The organism is Marivirga salinae (genome assembly GCF_030503855.1).
In the GTDB taxonomy this organism is placed as follows: Bacteria; Bacteroidota; Bacteroidia; order Cytophagales; family Cyclobacteriaceae; genus Marivirga; species Marivirga salinarum.
The window spans coordinates 3,426,713-3,442,608 of the sequence record NZ_CP129971.1; the positions used below are offsets into that span (position 1 = coordinate 3,426,713).

The following is a 15,896-nucleotide window of genomic DNA, read 5'->3' on the forward strand; positions in this document are numbered from 1 at the left end:
AAATATTAATGATTCTATATTAAAATCACGTACATTTCTTGCTCTGAGCGTCATCCCTTTGAAGAAAGGGATCTTGCCTTATTGAAACGAAGTTTCAATAAAGTTAAGAAATAATATTCTCTAGTCTCATAGTCAGTGAAACACCAACTATCTTAAGAACAACAATTAATATTTTAACCTAAGGTTAAAATCAATAGATCCCTGCCTGCGCAGGGATGACGCACTGAATAACATTTTACTTTATAATTAATAAACTTAATAAAGCTTAAACCTTTTAAAACACCCTCTATTCTCATTTAAAAATATCAAGGTGTAAGAAATCAAAGCCTTTTACATTCGAATATTTATAAAATTTTACGTATTATTATAATAATTTTCAAGCAAGGGGTTACTTAATCCGTGCGAGCTGTATTAACAAATGAAATTAACAGACAGTCAAATCATTCAACGCATCAAATTAGCTGATGAATCTGCTTTAGATTATCTCTATGAAAAACATTATAAGATGATGTTAAGGATGATTTTGAGAAATAACGGTACAGAGCAAGAGGCTTTGGATGTTTTTCAAGATGCTTTGATTGTTTTTTGGCAGAAAGCAATGGATAATAATTTCGAACTGACTTCAAAAATCAGTACTTATCTCTATAGTGTTTGTAAAAATCTATGGAGAAAAGAACTAGAAAGAAAAAAGAAATTTGAAGACAGTGATAAAGAAGAAAGCGAATTCAACCAATTAGAGAGTCAGGAAATGGTGAAAATCATCCATGATTGTATAAATGAATTGGGCGATTCGTGTAAGCAAATTTTAAGTTATCATTATTTTGATGGTCTTTCAATGGATCAGATAGCTAAAAAAATGGGGCTTGCTAATAGCGATACAGCTAAAACAAAAAGATATAAATGTAAAAAAAGGCTGGATGATTTAATTCGTTCAAGATATAAAGCCAGCGACTTTTTAGACTAAAAATTATGAGTGGAACCAACTATTTTCGCTTAATAGAAGCATATTTTGAAGGGAGCATCTCCCCTGCTGATAAAGCTATGCTTGATGCTAAAATCAGTTCAGACCCTTTATTAAAAGCTGAATTTGATTTACAACAAAATATCGTCAAAGGTATTTCGAATACCAGAAAACAAGAATTAAAATCAAGATTAGCTTCAATTGACTTACCTACTCATACTGGAATTTTAGCAGGGAGTGGTGTTAAGTGGTTAGCCGGAACAGTTGCTGGAGTAACAATTTTTGGTAGTGTATTATACTGGTCACTTATTTCATTTGACGATAACATCAAACCACTTGACATTAAAGCAAATCAAGAAATCACTTTCAATGGAACTTCTATAGCTGATTTTCCAGAATTAATTGAAAAAAATATTGACCCTGAAGAAGAAAAGGTAATAACCATTACCTCTTCAGAAGATCCAGTTTCAATTGATGAAAATAAAGTAGACGAAAAAGAAAAGGATGCTACAGCCAAGGTTCAACCTCAAGCATTGATGTCATATGAAGATGACAAACTTTTCACAAATCAAAATGAAGAAGAATTAGAAAATATTGCCAGTCGTGAAGTTGCTCACAATAGAATTGACAAAACAGAAATTGAATTTTTTGATGCGTTAGAAGAAAAAAACAACTTCCATTACCGCTACTTTAATTCAAAATTATATCTCTATGGTGACTTTGATGAAATGCCCTATCAAATTATTGAATTGAATGATAAAGGTAAAAAACAATTATTCTTAAGCCATAATGAGGAAGTTTATACCATAAAAGATAATACTACTGAAACAACTGAATTAAGAAAGCTTCAAGACGAAATGTTGAAAATGGAGATTCAACTGATAGTTGAAGAATAAATTTAAATTTCTTTAGAAATTATAGAAAAGCTTTTCATGAAAATGGAAAGCTTTTTTTGGTTTTTTAGCAATTTAATAAGCTAAGCATAAATAAATTCTTATTTTTGAGCTTTCAAATATGAGCAAAGAGAAAAAATATAGAAAGAAAAAGAAATTAGGGCATTATCCCTTCATAAGTGTCATTTTCAGTATGACATTAGCGCTTTTTATATTAGGATTATTTGCGCTTCTAATTACCACAACTACTTCTTTAACAAAAGTTATTCAGCAGAATGTTGAAATGCAGGTTTATCTTAAATCAAATCTGTCAGAACCTCAACAATTAAGAATTAGCAAATCCCTAGCTTCAAAGGAATATATTTTAAATGAAGAAAATATAGAATCCATTCGTTTTATCTCAAAAAAAGAGGCTGCTGAAAAGTTTATAGAAGAAACAGGAGAAGATTTTATGCAGTTTCTAGGTGATAATCCTTTGAAGGATGCCTACATCGTAAAAATTTCGCCTGAATATCATTCTTCTCAAAAAATGGAAGAAGTACAAAAAGATATTGAGAACCTTAACGGTGTTTTTGAGGTGATTTATACCAATAACATGGTGCAAAGCATCAATGAAAATATCACAAAAATCAGCATAGTTCTTTTAAGTATTTCAATTTTACTATTTATCGTAATCAGTATTCTTATTAACAATACCATCAAATTGGCGCTGTTCTCGCAAAGATTCTTAATACGAAGTATGCAATTAGTAGGTGCAACAAAAGGATTTATCAGAAAACCATTTATTTATCGTTCCATATTGCATGGAATTATTTCCTCAATTATTGCTGCAGGATTACTTTTTGGTTTATTAACTTATGGAAGTCAAAAACTAGAAGGACTTGCTGAATTACAAAATCAGAAAATGTTACTCATTATTTTTAGTGGACTTATTATAACAGGTGTTTTCATCGCATGTTTTAGTACTTACAGAGCCATGCAAAAATATATGGCGATGTCCTTAGATGAGTTGTATTAAAAGAATAGATAAATAATTGCGAGTGGATTTAACCTCACTTAGTTAAAGTCAGTAGCATATTTGAACAATATAATTTGAATTTATTTAGTTAGTATTTATGTCAGAAAAAAAGAAATTAGCATTCGGTAAAAGCAATTACATCTTAATGATTGCTGGAATTTTAACTCTTATCATTGGTTTCATCATTATGACCTTAGATTCTGAGCAATACGGCTTTGGATTTTTAGGATTAACTTTAGGCCCTATAATCGTTTTTATAGGTTTTATAATTGAAATATTTGCTATTCTAAAGAAGCCTAAGCATTAAAATGGGGTTATTAGAAGCTATTATCCTTGGAATAATTCAAGGATTATCTGAATTTTTACCGGTTAGCAGCAGCGGACATCTTGAAATTGGTGCGGTGCTATTAAATGCACATACATCTGAAAGTTTACTTTTTTCCGTTTTGGTCCATGCAGCTACTGCCTTATCCACTATAATAGTTTTTAGAAAAGATATTGCAAGCATTTTCAAAGGGATATTCACTTTCAATTGGAATGAATCTTATGATTTTGCCGTGAAAATTATTATTTCCATGATTCCTATAGCCATTATAGGAGTTTTCTTTGAAAAAGAAGTAGAAAGTTTCTTTACTGGCAATTTATTATTGGTTGGCAGTATGCTATTGATAACTGCAATTTTGCTTGCATTTACTCAAATTGTAAAAAACAAAGAAGGTGGTCCTGTGAAATATTGGCACGCCATAATTATTGGAATAGCACAATCAATTGCTATACTCCCAGGGATTTCTCGTTCAGGCGCCACCATCGCCACAGCATTATTAATAGGAGTAAATAAAGAAAAAGCTGCCAGATTTTCATTCTTAATGGTTTTGATTCCGATCTTAGGCGCCTCTTTTTTAAAAGTTTTAGATTATATAGAAGAACCTGCTGCTGCAAATCAAACTGGTGGTTTTGTATTATTTATGGGTTTTCTAATGGCTTTTTTAGCAGGTCTATTTGCTTGTAAAGCCATGATAAAAATTGTTAAAGAAGGAAAACTAATTTATTTTGCAATCTATTGTGCTATTGTGGGAAGCATCGCCATCATAAGTCAATTAATATGAGTGAAGCTATTAGTGAATATAACGAGGGAAAGGTTCTTTTAATTGATAAACCACTTAACTGGACATCTTTTGATGTGGTGAAAAAACTTAAATTTGCCTTGAAGGTTAAAAAAATTGGCCATGCAGGTACTTTAGATCCGCTAGCTACAGGTTTATTAATATTATGCACTGGTAAAATGACTAAGTCTATTGATAAATATCAGGCACAGCAAAAAGAATATACAGGAGAATTCACTTTAGGATATACCACACCATCCTACGATTTAGAAACAAAACCTGAATTCCAAAGTGAAACTAATCACCTCAACCTAAAAGATTTAAATGAAGCAACTCAACATTTTGTAGGAGAAATAGAACAAACCCCTCCTATTTTTTCAGCGGTTAAGACAGGTGGTAAAAGAGCTTATTCCTTGGCTAGAGAAGGAAAAGAGGTTAAATTAAAATCAAGAATCGTGACTATTAGTGAGTTTGAGATAACTGATTTTCAGGAAAACAAAGTTTCTTTTAGAGTGAGCTGCTCAAAAGGAACCTATATAAGAAGTCTAGCTCATGATTTTGGGGGAAAATTGGGTGTAGGTGCCTATTTATCTTCGCTAAGAAGAACAAAAATTGGTGATTTTTCCGTTGAAAATGCTGAAAACTTAAATGAATTCGTGAATAATAATAAAGTCAGCACAGATGATCGTCCATGACGGATATGAAAATTTAGAAGGCATTAAAAATGCAGTGGTCACCATCGGAACTTTCGATGGTATTCACCTTGGGCATCAAGAAATAATAAGCCGGGTAATAGAATTAGCCAAATCTGTGAATGGGGAAACTGCCTTGGTTACTTTCTGGCCGCATCCCAGATATGTTTTGGGCAACAATAAAGACAACTTAAAATTGCTCACCACTTTTGACGAAAAAGCTGAAATTTTAGAGCAGTTAGGATTAGATCATATAGTTAGAATAAATTTCACTAAGGAATTTTCTCAGTGGACTTCCGAACAGTTTATTCAAAGGATAATCATTTCAGCCTTACATACCAAAAGATTAGTAATCGGTTATGATCATCGTTTTGGAAAGGATAGAGAAGGAGGTTTTGAGCATCTTAAAAAACATTCAGATAGATATGGGTTTGAGGTGGAAGAAATACCCAAACAAACCATTGACCATGTAGGTATTAGTTCTACTAAAATAAGAAATGCAGTTGATGAAGGAAAAGTAGAGTTAGCCCATGATTTCTTAGGCAGATTTTATGAAATCAATGGAAAAGTAGTGAGTGGAGATAAAATAGGTAAAACGCTAGGTTTTGCCACCGCCAATATTCAAGTAGAAGAACCTTATAAATTAGTCCCTGCAGATGGTGCTTATGCAATCATAGCAGAAATAAATAGTAAGCAATATAAAGGCATGCTAAATATTGGCTACAGACCAACTGTTGATGGAAAAACAAAAAAAATAGAAGCTAATATTTTTGAATTCAATGATAATATATATGGCGAAAAAATCAAGGTTAGTTTTATCAAAAGATTAAGAGACGAAATTAAATTTAATTCAAAAGCTGAATTGAGCAATCAATTACAAAAGGATAAAGAAAAAGCTATTCAAATCCTTAATCAGCAACATTGAACTCATTAAAATAGTTAACTTAGTGTTAGATTTTTAGATATCAGCTTAGTATTAAACATAAAAATATGATTAATAAAGTAGTTAAAAATGCAAACGAAGCAGTAAAAGACATACCAGATAATGCAGTCTTAATGTTAGGCGGATTTGGATTATGCGGTATTCCTGAAAACAGTATTCAAGCCATCCTAGATACAAAGGTAAAAGGGTTGACTTGCATTTCTAACAATGCAGGAGTAGATGATTTTGGCATAGGGTTATTACTTAAAACTCACCAAGTTAAAAAAATGATTTCCTCTTATGTGGGCGAAAATGCAGAATTTGAAAGGCAATTACTTTCTGGAGAATTGGATGTTGAACTAATTCCACAAGGAACTTTAGCAGAAAGAGTTAGAGCTGGTGGAGCAGGAATCCCTGCATTTTATACACCAGCAGGTTTTGGAACTGAAGTGGCTGAAGGTAAAGAAACCCGCGAATTTGATGGAAAAATGTACTTATTGGAAAAGGGTTTGGTAGCAGATTTTGCTTTAGTGAAGGCTTGGAAAGGCGATACGGCAGGAAACTTGATTTTTAAAGGTACTGCTAGGAATTTCAACCCTATGATGGCAGCTGCAGGTAAAATCACGATTGCCGAGGTGGAGGAGTTAGTTCCTGCAGGAGAACTTGATCCAAATGAGATTCATACCCCTGGAATTTACGTTCAGCGTATTTTTGAAGGGAAAAATTATGAAAAGAGAATTGAACAAAGAACTGTAAGATCTTAAGATATGGCACTTGATAAAATAGGAATAGCAAAAAGAATAGCTCAGGAAGTTCAGGATGGAATGTATATCAATTTAGGTATTGGTATCCCTACCCTAGTGGCGAATTATATTCCTGATGCATTAGATGTTGTATTGCAATCAGAAAACGGACTTTTAGGTATCGGGCAATTCCCTACCGAAGATGAAGTAGATGCTGACTTAATCAATGCTGGAAAACAAACCATCACCATGCGTGACGGATCTGTCTTATTTGATTCATCGGAAAGTTTTGCCATGATTAGAGGCGGGCATGTGGATTTAACTATTTTAGGAGCTATGGAAGTTTCTGAAAATGGTGATATTTCCAACTGGAAAATTCCAGGAAAAATGGTGAAAGGAATGGGCGGAGCGATGGATTTAGTAGCTTCAGCTAAAAATATTATTGTTGCCATGCAACATACAAGTAGAGATGGTGAATCTAAATTACTGAAGGAATGTAGTTTACCTATTACTGGTTTACAGTGTGTGAAGAAAATCGTAACCAATTTAGCAGTTTTAGAAGTACAAGATAGTGGTGGTTTTAAATTATTGGAAAGAGCACCTGGAGTTTCAGTAGATGAAATTAAAGAAGCTACTGCGGGAAAACTGATAGTAGAAGGTGATGTACCTGAAATGAAAATTGATTGATATGAATAGCATTAAAATATTAAATATACTTATAGTAAGTGGTATATTAATTTTCAGTTCTTGTAAAGATAAAAATGACAACTTTGTCTTGCCATCTATTGAAGAAGACGTGGAATTAGGAGCTCAAGTAGCAGAACAAATTGAAAATGATCCAGATCAATTTCCTATTTTGGATGAAACAGAATATCCAGAGGCATATACCTATTTGAACAATCTACTTGATTATATTCTAACTTCTGGAGAAGTAAAATACAAAGAAGAATTTGTTTGGGATATTCATATCATAGAGAACGATTCTGTTTTAAATGCTTTTGCAACGCCAGGAGGCTATTTATATGTATATACTGGTTTAATTAAATATTTGGATCAGGAAGATGATTTAATGGGTGTTTTGGGTCATGAGGTTGCTCATTCCGATTTAAAACATACCACTAGAAATATCCAAAGACAATATGGTATAAACATCATATTACAATTAATAACAGGTGAAAATCCAAGTCAACTTGAACAGATAGCAGGTCAAATTGCTGGTACTGCAGCGGGCTTGAGTTTCTCTAGGGCTTTTGAAGAAGAAGCGGATGAGAGATCAGTAGAATATTTAGCTAATACACCTTATGCTTGCAATGGCGCCTATTCTTTCTTTCAAAAATTATTAGATGAAGGTCAAACAGGAGGCACACCTGAATTTTTAAGCACGCATCCTGACCCTGAAGATAGAGTGGAAGATATAAATGTAAAAGCAGATGAAATAGATTGTGATACCACGCCACTAGCACCTGCTTCTTATGAGGATTTCAAAAATATGTTACCTCAATAATAAAGATAATTAAATAACAGATTGAATAAGGAATAATGAAAAAATCGAACATCAATTTCGAAATAGAATTAGATAAAGATAACGTACCTGAAAAAATTAATTGGAGTGCTACCGATGCTGGTGAAGAATTGACTGAAACCAAAAGTATCAGTATTTCACTTTGGGATCACGTACAGAAAAATTCCATGAGAATAGATTTATGGACAAATGACATGCCTGTAGATGAAATGAAAAGGTTTTATATAGATTGCCTTGGTGGAATGGCGCAAAGTGTCTTAAACTCTACCGGAGATGAGTTCATGGCAGAAGAAATGAATATGCTCTGCGAAAAACTCGTCAAACATCTTGAAAAAGAGATGAAAGAACAGAAATAAATAGAAGGTGGCTACGGTCACCTTTTTTATTATCTCAATACATGACCTGCCAAAATCTTCTGCACTTCATAAACATCCACTGATTTACTAAACTCTTTTTCTACTTTAGGCTCATTCTGTTCATTTAACCAAATTTTTAAAGTTGCTTTGGAATTAAAGGATTTTTTAGTTTGTATGGAGAAGTTGGATATTTTTGAGTAAGGTAAACTTAAGTATTCAATTCCACGATCATCTCCTTTTTTCACATCCTCCAGAACCAAGCGCATATTGGTAAATATAAAAGTATCCTCGTTGAGCTTGAAGCCTACTTCAATTTGCTCATCTTGTAAAAGTAGACGTTCATATTCATCAGCAATTTTCGAATTTTCCAAAATTCCTGAATTATTTAAAAAATTTGATAGGAAGCTCATAATTTCATGGTTTAAATAGATTCATTAAATAATACGTGGAAATTGAATGAAAGTATACTGTATATGAAATAATCTTGCTAAAGGAACGCTATTCAATCTATACCTTGAACTGAGAACAACCACAACTGCGACTCCTGCTCTGCATTAAAATTATCATCTGAGACAAATAACAAACTTTTGCTTCCATCAGGAAAATCCGGCCCGAATGTCATTCCTTCTATGTTATCTATCCTTTGATTAAAATCTGAGAAATCGAGTATTAATTTCTTTGATACCGGTGAGTAATCTGTTTCTGCTAAAGCTTTAAAGGATTTAACATCTGTAGCATTTTCAGTTTCAACTTCAAAAAGCTTGACGAAATTGCCAACTCCAGTGGTGTAAGATCTCTCCAATACCCAAAGTTTATTTTCATCTATAAATAATATTTCAGGTACAGAATTGATAAAAAAGCCATCCTTGGGATCAGGCTTCTTTTTTAGAGAACTTACATTATAAGCATATTGATTAAGTACAACATTATTCTTAATGTCTTGTCGAACCAATCGAATAGGGTAATTACCTACTTCAAAACCTGGAACTTTACCATCTTCTTTCAGAGGTAACTCATTAGCGTACCAGATGATAGTATCGTTTTCAAAAGACAAGCTTTCAAAACCACCATTCTCTCTAACTCCCCTCACATTATTAAATTGAAAAATTCCTGGAATTGTAAGTGTGTTGATGAACTCTCCTTCCCTATCAATTTCCCAAATAAAGGGGTTAATCCATTCTTCAGTTCTACCACCTTCACTTGTATAAAAATAAGTATCACTTGATGCTCTATATCGAATTGACTCAGGATCTAATTCATTTTTCTCAAATGATATACCTCCCCTATTTTTCAGAAAAACAGTTTTATCGAAATTATAATTTAGAATTCCATCAGCATTAAAATTCACTTCCATTTCATATATTCTGGCTGGAGAATATTCTGATCGATCATCTGAAATAAAAACAAATTGATTCCCTCCCAAATAATCAATAGAAGAAAGTCCTCCTAAAACAGTGCTGTCTTTAAGCTTGTTATTATTAATAGTGATTTTGTTGATATATTGAATGGAAGTGCTAGAATCTGATTCATCAGAACTAGATTTTGAGCAAGCGATAAAAATTACTATTGGAATTAAACAATAAATGAAATGTTTCAACATAAAAATGAATAGCGATAAAAAATATTTACGCAAAAATAATAGAAAATAAATGGCTCAAGGCTTTTTAAACACACTTTTTATATAATATACATAATTTAGAAACCTATATCATCAAAATTAAACTTACAAAGGCATAGGTATTGTAAAAAAAGAAGTAACTTTGTAAAAATTAAAATTATTATAATGAATAAAGGAACAGTAAAATTCTTTAATGATTCAAAAGGATTTGGATTTATTATTGACGAAAGCACACAACAAGATTATTTCGTACATGTATCAGGTCTAATTGATGACATCAGAGAAAATGATGAAGTTGTTTATGAACTTCAAGACGGAAAAAAAGGTTTAAATGCAGTGAATGTGAAATTAGCTTAATTGATAAATATACATTTTTAGATCATTTAATTGAATTAAGGTTTCTCAGATTTGGGAAACCTTTTTTTGTGCCTAATAATTACTAAAAGTATTGTATTAATCAATAAAAACTAAACATAGGCCAATTTTATCAGTTTAATTTCAATACAATAAACCCTATTTTATGAACTGGAATGATGTAATCAAATTTGCAAATAACGGGAGCCCTCAACCTCCAAAAAGAGTAGAAAAAACAGATGATGAATGGAAATCAATTCTAACTCCTGAGGAGTATCGAGTTACAAGAAAAAAAGGCACTGAAAGTGCTTTCAGTGGAGAATATTGTGAAGCACATGAAGCTGGCCAATATGCATGTAAATGTTGTGGAACGACCTTATTTGACTCTACTTTAAAATTCAATTCAAGCTCTGGATGGCCAAGCTTCACCGAACCATTTGAAAATAATGTGATTCATTATGAGAAAGACGAAAGTTTTGGAATGGTAAGAGTTGAAGTTTTATGTAATATCTGCGATGCCCACCTTGGACATGTTTTTCCCGATGGTCCTGAACCAACAGGTTTGAGGTATTGTATTAATTCGGCTTCCATAGAATTAGTAAAATAAGAGAATCCGATTAAACACAAATACCTAATAAATACGTATTTTTATTAAAAACTTAAAAGATGAAAAATATAAAATCACTTTCTAACTACGCTCTTTTATTTTCATCATTCCTTCTTATTGTATCATGCTCTTTAGAGAGAAATATTATTGGAAGCTGGGAAATTGAATCCTATTCAGAAGAATCTGGAGATGGAAGCAATGCAAATGCAAAAAATATTGGCACAATTAATTTGGAGAAAAATGGGACCGGCTCGAATGACTTATCCTATAGAATATTAGGAAATGAGAGAACCGAAGAAACAGATTTTACTTATAATGTAAAAGATGAAAATATAACCATCAAAACAGATGGGGAAAGTGATTTAGCCAAATCTTGGATTATAATTGAAAGTAAAAGAAATTTTCAAAAATGGAAATCAACTGATGGCAAAGGAAATGTTCAAACTTTAATCTTGAAAAAAGAATAATCCCAAATTGATTATCTTATCTAATTAAATTAACAAATGATGTTCCCAAATTGTCAGCTACAATTTTTTTGTATTTAACACTTTCTTTAAATTCAGGAGATAGAAACTCTTCCCAAACTGAAGTCCAATCGCTGCCTTTAGGGAAGATAAAACCAAGCTGATCTTCCAACTCTTTTAATGGGACTGGATGCCTAGTAACATTCATTTTCTTTCTAACTGCATCAAAATATTCAGTAAAATCAATTAATGTGAAATATTTTGTACTACTTCTTAATTTGGAATTGACTTCAGTGCCTGATTCTGCATACTCTATAGTCAGACTTGGATAATACTGATCTGCTATCTTTTTTAAATATTTTTCATGAGTAGAGCCCTTAATAATGATTGCTTTATATCCTTCGAAATTTTCAGCCAAATTTGAAAAATCTCGCAATGTTTCAGCATCTTGATTAGACAATAAAACTGAGGGATTATTCATGTAAGCGGGGCTAAAATCTAAATATTTATTGCGCTCAGTAGTAATACTTGTATTGCAAACACCCATTATATTTTTACCATTTTTAACAGTATTAATAAAATCAGTAAATACAGGGACCTTCTTTACAAAATTGAAATTGAGTGTGACATTATATTGATCATTGACATAAGATTTAAATTCATTCATTATGTCAATACATACACCTTGCATTTTTCCATTTTCCTCAAATACTAAGCCTGGAGTTTGGTAATAAACAGAAGTAAGTTCTCCTTTGCCAGATGATTTTACATCCGCCCAACTACTTCCACTGACTTGGGAAAAGCTTGTTGAAACACTAAAAAAGGTGATTACCGAGAGAATTACATTAAAAAATTTCATGACACTATGATTTTAAAAAGATTAAATATAATGAAATGATATTTATATTCAACATTTTTTTTCAAGCATGCCTCACTCCCATCAAATCAAGCTCTGGAATGTATTGTAGATTTTCTTTTTGAATCGATTCTGGAACAAAGACAAATTTTTTATCAAAAACTTGGTCAACAATAAAATAGCTCACCCAGTATTCATTGTTTAATCGAAATAATTCCGGCTGAATAGGTTCTATTCTTGCAAAACTCTGTTCCTCTACCCTTCCAATATTGTGGCGCAAAACAGAAGTTTCTTTATCTTGACCTTGAATTCTACCGTAACCTTTGGAGGTAATTAAAACGGTTTCCAACTCAATTAAATTTTTATTGATGAGATAAACATCCCATAGTACTTCTCCTTCAATTTCTGAACGAGTAATTACTAACTCTACACCAGTAACAGGTGAAAAATCAATATCTTTTTTCATGCCCCTTCTATCAATTTCATTTCAAACAATTCTGCAATATGTATCTTTAATTTATTACTAACTTCCTGCATATCCTGCTTTTCTCCAAGTTCAGCTTCCATTGAAGTCACTGCTTTATCATCAATACCACATGGAATAATATTCTTAAAATAATTAAGATTTGTATTCACATTAAAAGCAAATCCATGCATAGTCACCCATCGACTCGATTTCACACCTAATGCACAAATTTTTCGTGGGTTTTCAGCATCTTCTTCATAATCTATCCAAACACCCGTCAATCCTTTTATTCTTCCTGATTCTATCCCGTATTCTTTTAAAGTCAGGATTACAGCTTCTTCCAATAACCTTAAATATTTATGAATATCGGTGAAAAAATTATCTAAATCAATGATAGGGTAGCCCACAATTTGGCCTGGCCCATGATAAGTGATATCACCACCTCTGTTAATTTTGTAATAAGTTGCTTCTTTTTCCTTTAAGCCAGTTTCGTCTAACAATAAGTTATCTTCTGAACCACTTTTGCCTAAAGTATAAACATGCGGATGTTCTAAAAAGATAAGATAATTAGGGGTGATTTGATGATCCTTCTCCTCAATCTTCCTATTTGTTGTTTTAATTTCAATGGTTTTTAAGAATAATTCTTCCTGATAATCCCAGGCTTCTTTATAATCCATCATTCCCAAAGAAAGGAACTGAGTATCTTTATTAAGCTTAAAATTCACTATAATTCTACTAATTTATTTTTCAAAAAATCTATATTCTCAACTGGAAATGGGTCAATTTGGTTTTCCTCTGCAAGATAAAAACTAATCCAGTCAATTAAATGAATGAAATAATATAATTGTTGAGTAAAGCTTTTGCCTTTGCCTTCAAGCTCAAGAACTTCTGCTTTCTCTGAAATAATTGATTTACTAATATCCATCCTTTTTTGATTTTTATCATGATCAAAATCAGACCTTAATAAAATAGCTTTGGATTTTTTAATATGTTCCTCAGGAAACCTCCAGCCAACCAATTCATTATAATTCAATTCTGGAAAAACATGAGCATGAGACAGTTGTTTACTGTTTTCTGCTAACTGTTGTTGAAATCTTAAAACAGCAGGAAAGAATTTTTGATCTGCATATAATAAGGTGAAATAACCATAAATATCCTTAGCAATAGATCTTCCTTCTATTTGTATGTCTTCTTGTTGCTCTTCTAATAGATTAATACTAGCCTTCAATTCCGCTTCAATATCTAATCCAGGACAGAAATCTAATTTATGAAGCAACATCAAAATTGCTACCGAAGGGTAAGCTAGACCTGCACGAGGACATTTCGCTTCGCCTGAAAAATTATATTGAGGATATTTCTTTCCATCTGATATTTCCTTCAGCTTTCCACCAGTTGTCACAGAAAATATATGATTGGTCTTTTCTTCTGCCAATCTTAATAAGCTTAGCGTTTCCTCAGTATTACCGCTATAAGAGCAAGCAATAAATAAAGTTTGCTTATTGACCCAATTTGGTAATACATATCCCTGAATTAAAGTAATAGGTAGATTACAGTTATTTTCAACTATGCTTTTTACAAGATGAGCACCAATTCCTGAACCCCCCATTCCACTAATTGCAATATGTTGGATTTCTTCCTTTGAAATATCAGAAGCGTTAATTTGTTTTGTTAATTCCAGTGCTTCTTTTAGTTGTTCTGGAAAAGTTTTTATTAGATTTATCACAATGAGGTTTAAGTTCGTTTTTTAATTTTACAAATATAATATCAGATTGATACCATTAGCGTGAATACAAAAAAAATAGGTGACAAGGGCGAAAATTTTGCCGTAAATATTTTAGAAAATAAAGGCTACGAAATATTAGAACGAAATTATAGGTTCAAAAGATGCGAAATTGATATTATTGCTTTGCATCAAAACTTATTAATTTTCATAGAAGTTAAAGCTTTACATTCTTTTCATCATGGTTACCCTGAAGAAAGAGTAAATCAATCGAAAATCAATAACTTAATGGAGGCTGCGGAAAACTACATATATGCTATTAATTGGCAGAAAGACATACGCTTCGACATTCTCAGCATCAACTTAAATGAGCCGGATAAATATCTTCATATTGAAGATGCATTTTATTAATTAAATATTAGACGATAGATAATTTCAAAACTTAAACATTTATCTCACACTTTATTCCCCTCTGGATGCCAATGGTGATTCCTAAATCTACACCTGCTTTTCACATCTGTAATTACTTGAAAAATTGGCTACCCAAACACCTATTTATCTCAACACTTAAATACTTAAATTAAGGCAACCAAAAGTCAAAAATTATTTTATTCATACAATTAAAATGACCTTTAGGACATTTCTGAAAACCAATTTTTGAACAAGGCCTACAATTCACTTTTGTATTCTCTAAAATTGTAAATTTTGTTTTATAAGGATACATACCAAACATAGGAATTGTATTACCCCATATACAAAAAATATTCTTTTTGAATGCCGCTGCAATATGCATTAAGCCTGTGTCATGCGTAAAAACATAAGTTGCATTTTTCACCAATGAAGCCGATTGATTCAGATTAAATTTCCCACAAGCATTGAAGATTCTTGCCTTCTTACCCATTTCGGTTAGCTTTTCCTCATAAGGCTCAGAATTTTCAGTTTGTTCAAAAAATTGCGCTACCTTCTCTCCCATTTCCACATCATCAGGTCCACCTACTAAAATTATAGGCTTGTTTATCTTATCACATAATTCAACCATCCTTTTAAAAGGAAGCTTTTTAGTATTATGTTGAGCACCTATAACGTAAGCCACATATTCCTTTTGATGAGTCTCGGGCAACCACTCATTCTCCACCTCATCCTTTTCAGGAATAAAATAATCCAGCCCAAATTGATCTTTTTTTACTCCCAATTCTGAAGCTGCCTCCATATAGCGATCTACAATATGCTGATTAGGCAATTTGTTGACTTTCATGTTCACCATCAACCATTTCTCCCAATTCAATTTATCGAAAGAATTTGACGCCACATTCAATCTTAATTTGATGATTTTAGTCCTAAGGTTATTATGAAGATCAACTATATAATCAAACTTCTCAGCTTTCAAATCGGCTATTAAATCATTTAAATTATCTTCTAATTTATGTACTTTATCCACATACGGATTATTGTCAAGTATATTTGCAAAACCTTTTTTGGTAGCATAATGCACTTCCACATCATTTAATTGTAATTTAATAGCTCTTATTACAGGAGTGGTCAAAACAATATCTCCAATAGAAGAAAATCTTAAAATGAGGACTTTTTTAACTTTTTTCAAA

Annotated in this window: 22 protein-coding genes; 15 read left to right on the plus strand and 7 right to left on the minus strand. The window is 32.0% G+C overall.

The window, feature by feature from the left end; genetic code table 11:
- Positions 1-418 precede the first annotated feature (418 nt).
- The 11 genes from QYS49_RS14400 (at position 419) to gldC (ending at position 8,210) form a co-directional block, all read left to right on the plus strand.
- Positions 419-964, plus strand: a complete 546-nt coding sequence (locus QYS49_RS14400) for an RNA polymerase sigma factor (protein WP_308348240.1) — start codon at positions 419-421, stop codon at positions 962-964.
- 5 nt (positions 965-969) lie between these two features.
- Positions 970-1,857: a hypothetical protein gene (locus tag QYS49_RS14405; protein WP_308348241.1), complete on the plus strand. Its 888-nt coding sequence runs from the start codon at positions 970-972 to the stop codon at positions 1,855-1,857.
- 118 nt (positions 1,858-1,975) lie between these two features.
- The gene (locus tag QYS49_RS14410; protein ID WP_308348243.1) at positions 1,976-2,872 is read left to right on the plus strand and encodes a cell division protein FtsX; all 897 of its coding nucleotides are present in this window, start codon (positions 1,976-1,978) and stop codon (positions 2,870-2,872) included.
- Between the two features lie 97 nt (positions 2,873-2,969).
- Complete coding sequence (locus QYS49_RS14415; RefSeq protein ID WP_308348245.1) at positions 2,970-3,179, plus strand: DUF3098 domain-containing protein; 210 nt, start codon at positions 2,970-2,972, stop codon at positions 3,177-3,179.
- Position 3,180: 1 nt separating this feature from the next.
- Positions 3,181-3,978 carry an undecaprenyl-diphosphate phosphatase gene (locus QYS49_RS14420; RefSeq protein ID WP_308348247.1) on the plus strand — a complete coding sequence of 266 codons (798 nt, stop codon included), beginning with the start codon at positions 3,181-3,183 and terminating at the stop codon, positions 3,976-3,978.
- A complete protein-coding gene (gene truB, locus QYS49_RS14425) occupies positions 3,975-4,670 on the plus strand; it encodes a tRNA pseudouridine(55) synthase TruB (protein ID WP_308348249.1) in 696 nt (231 codons plus the stop codon). Before QYS49_RS14420 ends, truB begins: the two co-directional genes overlap by 4 nt.
- Complete coding sequence (locus tag QYS49_RS14430; RefSeq protein ID WP_308348251.1) at positions 4,657-5,592, plus strand: bifunctional riboflavin kinase/FAD synthetase; 936 nt, start codon at positions 4,657-4,659, stop codon at positions 5,590-5,592. The genes truB and QYS49_RS14430 overlap by 14 nt, the downstream gene beginning before the upstream one ends.
- Positions 5,593-5,657: 65 nt before the next feature.
- Positions 5,658-6,353 carry a CoA transferase subunit A gene (locus tag QYS49_RS14435; protein ID WP_308348253.1) on the plus strand — a complete coding sequence of 232 codons (696 nt, stop codon included), beginning with the start codon at positions 5,658-5,660 and terminating at the stop codon, positions 6,351-6,353.
- Positions 6,354-6,356: 3 nt separating this feature from the next.
- Positions 6,357-7,019 (plus strand): 3-oxoacid CoA-transferase subunit B, encoded by a 663-nt coding sequence (locus tag QYS49_RS14440; protein WP_308348255.1) that lies wholly within the window; start codon positions 6,357-6,359, stop codon positions 7,017-7,019.
- A gap of 1 nt (position 7,020) precedes the next feature.
- A complete protein-coding gene (locus QYS49_RS14445) occupies positions 7,021-7,836 on the plus strand; it encodes a M48 family metalloprotease (RefSeq protein WP_308348257.1) in 816 nt (271 codons plus the stop codon).
- 35 nt (positions 7,837-7,871) lie between these two features.
- Positions 7,872-8,210 carry a gliding motility protein GldC gene (gene gldC / locus QYS49_RS14450; protein ID WP_308348259.1) on the plus strand — a complete coding sequence of 113 codons (339 nt, stop codon included), beginning with the start codon at positions 7,872-7,874 and terminating at the stop codon, positions 8,208-8,210.
- A gap of 29 nt (positions 8,211-8,239) precedes the next feature.
- Here the strand turns inward: gldC and QYS49_RS14455 are convergent, their stop codons facing one another.
- Together QYS49_RS14455 and QYS49_RS14460 are read right to left on the minus strand one after the other, a co-directional pair.
- Entirely contained in the window at positions 8,240-8,620 is a 381-nt protein-coding gene (locus QYS49_RS14455) for a PH domain-containing protein (protein WP_308348261.1), read from the minus strand.
- A gap of 92 nt (positions 8,621-8,712) precedes the next feature.
- A complete protein-coding gene (locus tag QYS49_RS14460) occupies positions 8,713-9,810 on the minus strand; it encodes an esterase-like activity of phytase family protein (RefSeq protein WP_308348263.1) in 1,098 nt (365 codons plus the stop codon).
- A gap of 183 nt (positions 9,811-9,993) precedes the next feature.
- Here QYS49_RS14460 and QYS49_RS14465 point away from each other — a divergent pair, with 183 nt between their 5' ends.
- The 3 genes from QYS49_RS14465 to QYS49_RS14475 all read left to right on the plus strand — a co-directional run bounded on the left by QYS49_RS14465 (position 9,994) and on the right by QYS49_RS14475 (position 11,256).
- Positions 9,994-10,185, plus strand: a complete 192-nt coding sequence (locus QYS49_RS14465; protein WP_013452942.1) for a cold-shock protein — start codon at positions 9,994-9,996, stop codon at positions 10,183-10,185.
- A 163-nt stretch (positions 10,186-10,348) separates the two neighbouring features.
- On the plus strand, positions 10,349-10,789 hold the full coding sequence (msrB, locus tag QYS49_RS14470) for a peptide-methionine (R)-S-oxide reductase MsrB (protein ID WP_308348266.1): 441 nt from the start codon (positions 10,349-10,351) through the stop codon (positions 10,787-10,789).
- Positions 10,790-10,848: 59 nt separating this feature from the next.
- A complete protein-coding gene (locus QYS49_RS14475; RefSeq protein WP_308348267.1) occupies positions 10,849-11,256 on the plus strand; it encodes a hypothetical protein in 408 nt (135 codons plus the stop codon).
- A 16-nt stretch (positions 11,257-11,272) separates the two neighbouring features.
- Here the strand turns inward: QYS49_RS14475 and QYS49_RS14480 are convergent, their stop codons facing one another.
- The 4 genes from QYS49_RS14480 to QYS49_RS14495 all read right to left on the minus strand — a co-directional run bounded on the left by QYS49_RS14480 (position 11,273) and on the right by QYS49_RS14495 (position 14,298).
- Complete coding sequence (locus tag QYS49_RS14480) at positions 11,273-12,112, minus strand: substrate-binding periplasmic protein (protein ID WP_308348269.1); 840 nt, start codon at positions 12,110-12,112, stop codon at positions 11,273-11,275.
- A gap of 61 nt (positions 12,113-12,173) precedes the next feature.
- Positions 12,174-12,575 (minus strand): hypothetical protein, encoded by a 402-nt coding sequence (locus tag QYS49_RS14485; RefSeq protein WP_308348271.1) that lies wholly within the window; start codon positions 12,573-12,575, stop codon positions 12,174-12,176.
- Positions 12,572-13,300 carry a lipoyl(octanoyl) transferase LipB gene (lipB, locus tag QYS49_RS14490; protein WP_308348273.1) on the minus strand — a complete coding sequence of 243 codons (729 nt, stop codon included), beginning with the start codon at positions 13,298-13,300 and terminating at the stop codon, positions 12,572-12,574. The genes QYS49_RS14485 and lipB overlap by 4 nt, the downstream gene beginning before the upstream one ends.
- Positions 13,300-14,298, minus strand: coding sequence for a bifunctional phosphoglucose/phosphomannose isomerase (locus tag QYS49_RS14495; protein ID WP_308348274.1), 999 nt, complete (start codon positions 14,296-14,298; stop codon positions 13,300-13,302). Before QYS49_RS14495 ends, lipB begins: the two co-directional genes overlap by 1 nt.
- A 60-nt stretch (positions 14,299-14,358) precedes the next feature.
- On the opposite strand from QYS49_RS14495, the gene QYS49_RS14500 reads away from it, so the two are divergent.
- The gene (locus QYS49_RS14500) at positions 14,359-14,706 is read left to right on the plus strand and encodes a YraN family protein (protein WP_308348276.1); all 348 of its coding nucleotides are present in this window, start codon (positions 14,359-14,361) and stop codon (positions 14,704-14,706) included.
- Positions 14,707-14,875: 169 nt separating this feature from the next.
- Here QYS49_RS14500 and QYS49_RS14505 read toward each other — a convergent pair whose 3' ends face one another.
- Complete coding sequence (locus tag QYS49_RS14505) at positions 14,876-15,895, minus strand: glycosyltransferase family 9 protein (RefSeq protein WP_308348277.1); 1,020 nt, start codon at positions 15,893-15,895, stop codon at positions 14,876-14,878.
- Between the last annotated feature and the right edge of the window lies 1 nt (position 15,896).

Bases quoted from the DNA above. Each gene is read 5' to 3' on its own strand.
- QYS49_RS14485 (WP_308348271.1), bottom strand. From the start codon at position 12,575: ATGAAAAAAGATATTGATTTTTCACCTGTTACTGGTGTAGAGTTAGTA.
- QYS49_RS14455 (WP_308348261.1), bottom strand. From the start codon at position 8,620: ATGAGCTTCCTATCAAATTTTTTAAATAATTCAGGAATTTTGGAAAAT.
- QYS49_RS14410 (WP_308348243.1), top strand. From the start codon at position 1,976: ATGAGCAAAGAGAAAAAATATAGAAAGAAAAAGAAATTAGGGCATTAT.
- msrB (WP_308348266.1), top strand. From the start codon at position 10,349: ATGAACTGGAATGATGTAATCAAATTTGCAAATAACGGGAGCCCTCAA.
- QYS49_RS14465 (WP_013452942.1), top strand. From the start codon at position 9,994: ATGAATAAAGGAACAGTAAAATTCTTTAATGATTCAAAAGGATTTGGA.
- QYS49_RS14435 (WP_308348253.1), top strand. From the start codon at position 5,658: ATGATTAATAAAGTAGTTAAAAATGCAAACGAAGCAGTAAAAGACATA.
- QYS49_RS14420 (WP_308348247.1), top strand. From the start codon at position 3,181: ATGGGGTTATTAGAAGCTATTATCCTTGGAATAATTCAAGGATTATCT.
- QYS49_RS14440 (WP_308348255.1), top strand. From the start codon at position 6,357: ATGGCACTTGATAAAATAGGAATAGCAAAAAGAATAGCTCAGGAAGTT.
- QYS49_RS14460 (WP_308348263.1), bottom strand. From the start codon at position 9,810: ATGTTGAAACATTTCATTTATTGTTTAATTCCAATAGTAATTTTTATC.
- QYS49_RS14405 (WP_308348241.1), top strand. From the start codon at position 970: ATGAGTGGAACCAACTATTTTCGCTTAATAGAAGCATATTTTGAAGGG.
- QYS49_RS14445 (WP_308348257.1), top strand. From the start codon at position 7,021: ATGAATAGCATTAAAATATTAAATATACTTATAGTAAGTGGTATATTA.
- truB (WP_308348249.1), top strand. From the start codon at position 3,975: ATGAGTGAAGCTATTAGTGAATATAACGAGGGAAAGGTTCTTTTAATT.
- QYS49_RS14400 (WP_308348240.1), top strand. From the start codon at position 419: ATGAAATTAACAGACAGTCAAATCATTCAACGCATCAAATTAGCTGAT.
- QYS49_RS14415 (WP_308348245.1), top strand. From the start codon at position 2,970: ATGTCAGAAAAAAAGAAATTAGCATTCGGTAAAAGCAATTACATCTTA.
- QYS49_RS14480 (WP_308348269.1), bottom strand. From the start codon at position 12,112: ATGAAATTTTTTAATGTAATTCTCTCGGTAATCACCTTTTTTAGTGTT.
- gldC (WP_308348259.1), top strand. From the start codon at position 7,872: ATGAAAAAATCGAACATCAATTTCGAAATAGAATTAGATAAAGATAAC.
- QYS49_RS14430 (WP_308348251.1), top strand. From the start codon at position 4,657: ATGATCGTCCATGACGGATATGAAAATTTAGAAGGCATTAAAAATGCA.
- QYS49_RS14475 (WP_308348267.1), top strand. From the start codon at position 10,849: ATGAAAAATATAAAATCACTTTCTAACTACGCTCTTTTATTTTCATCA.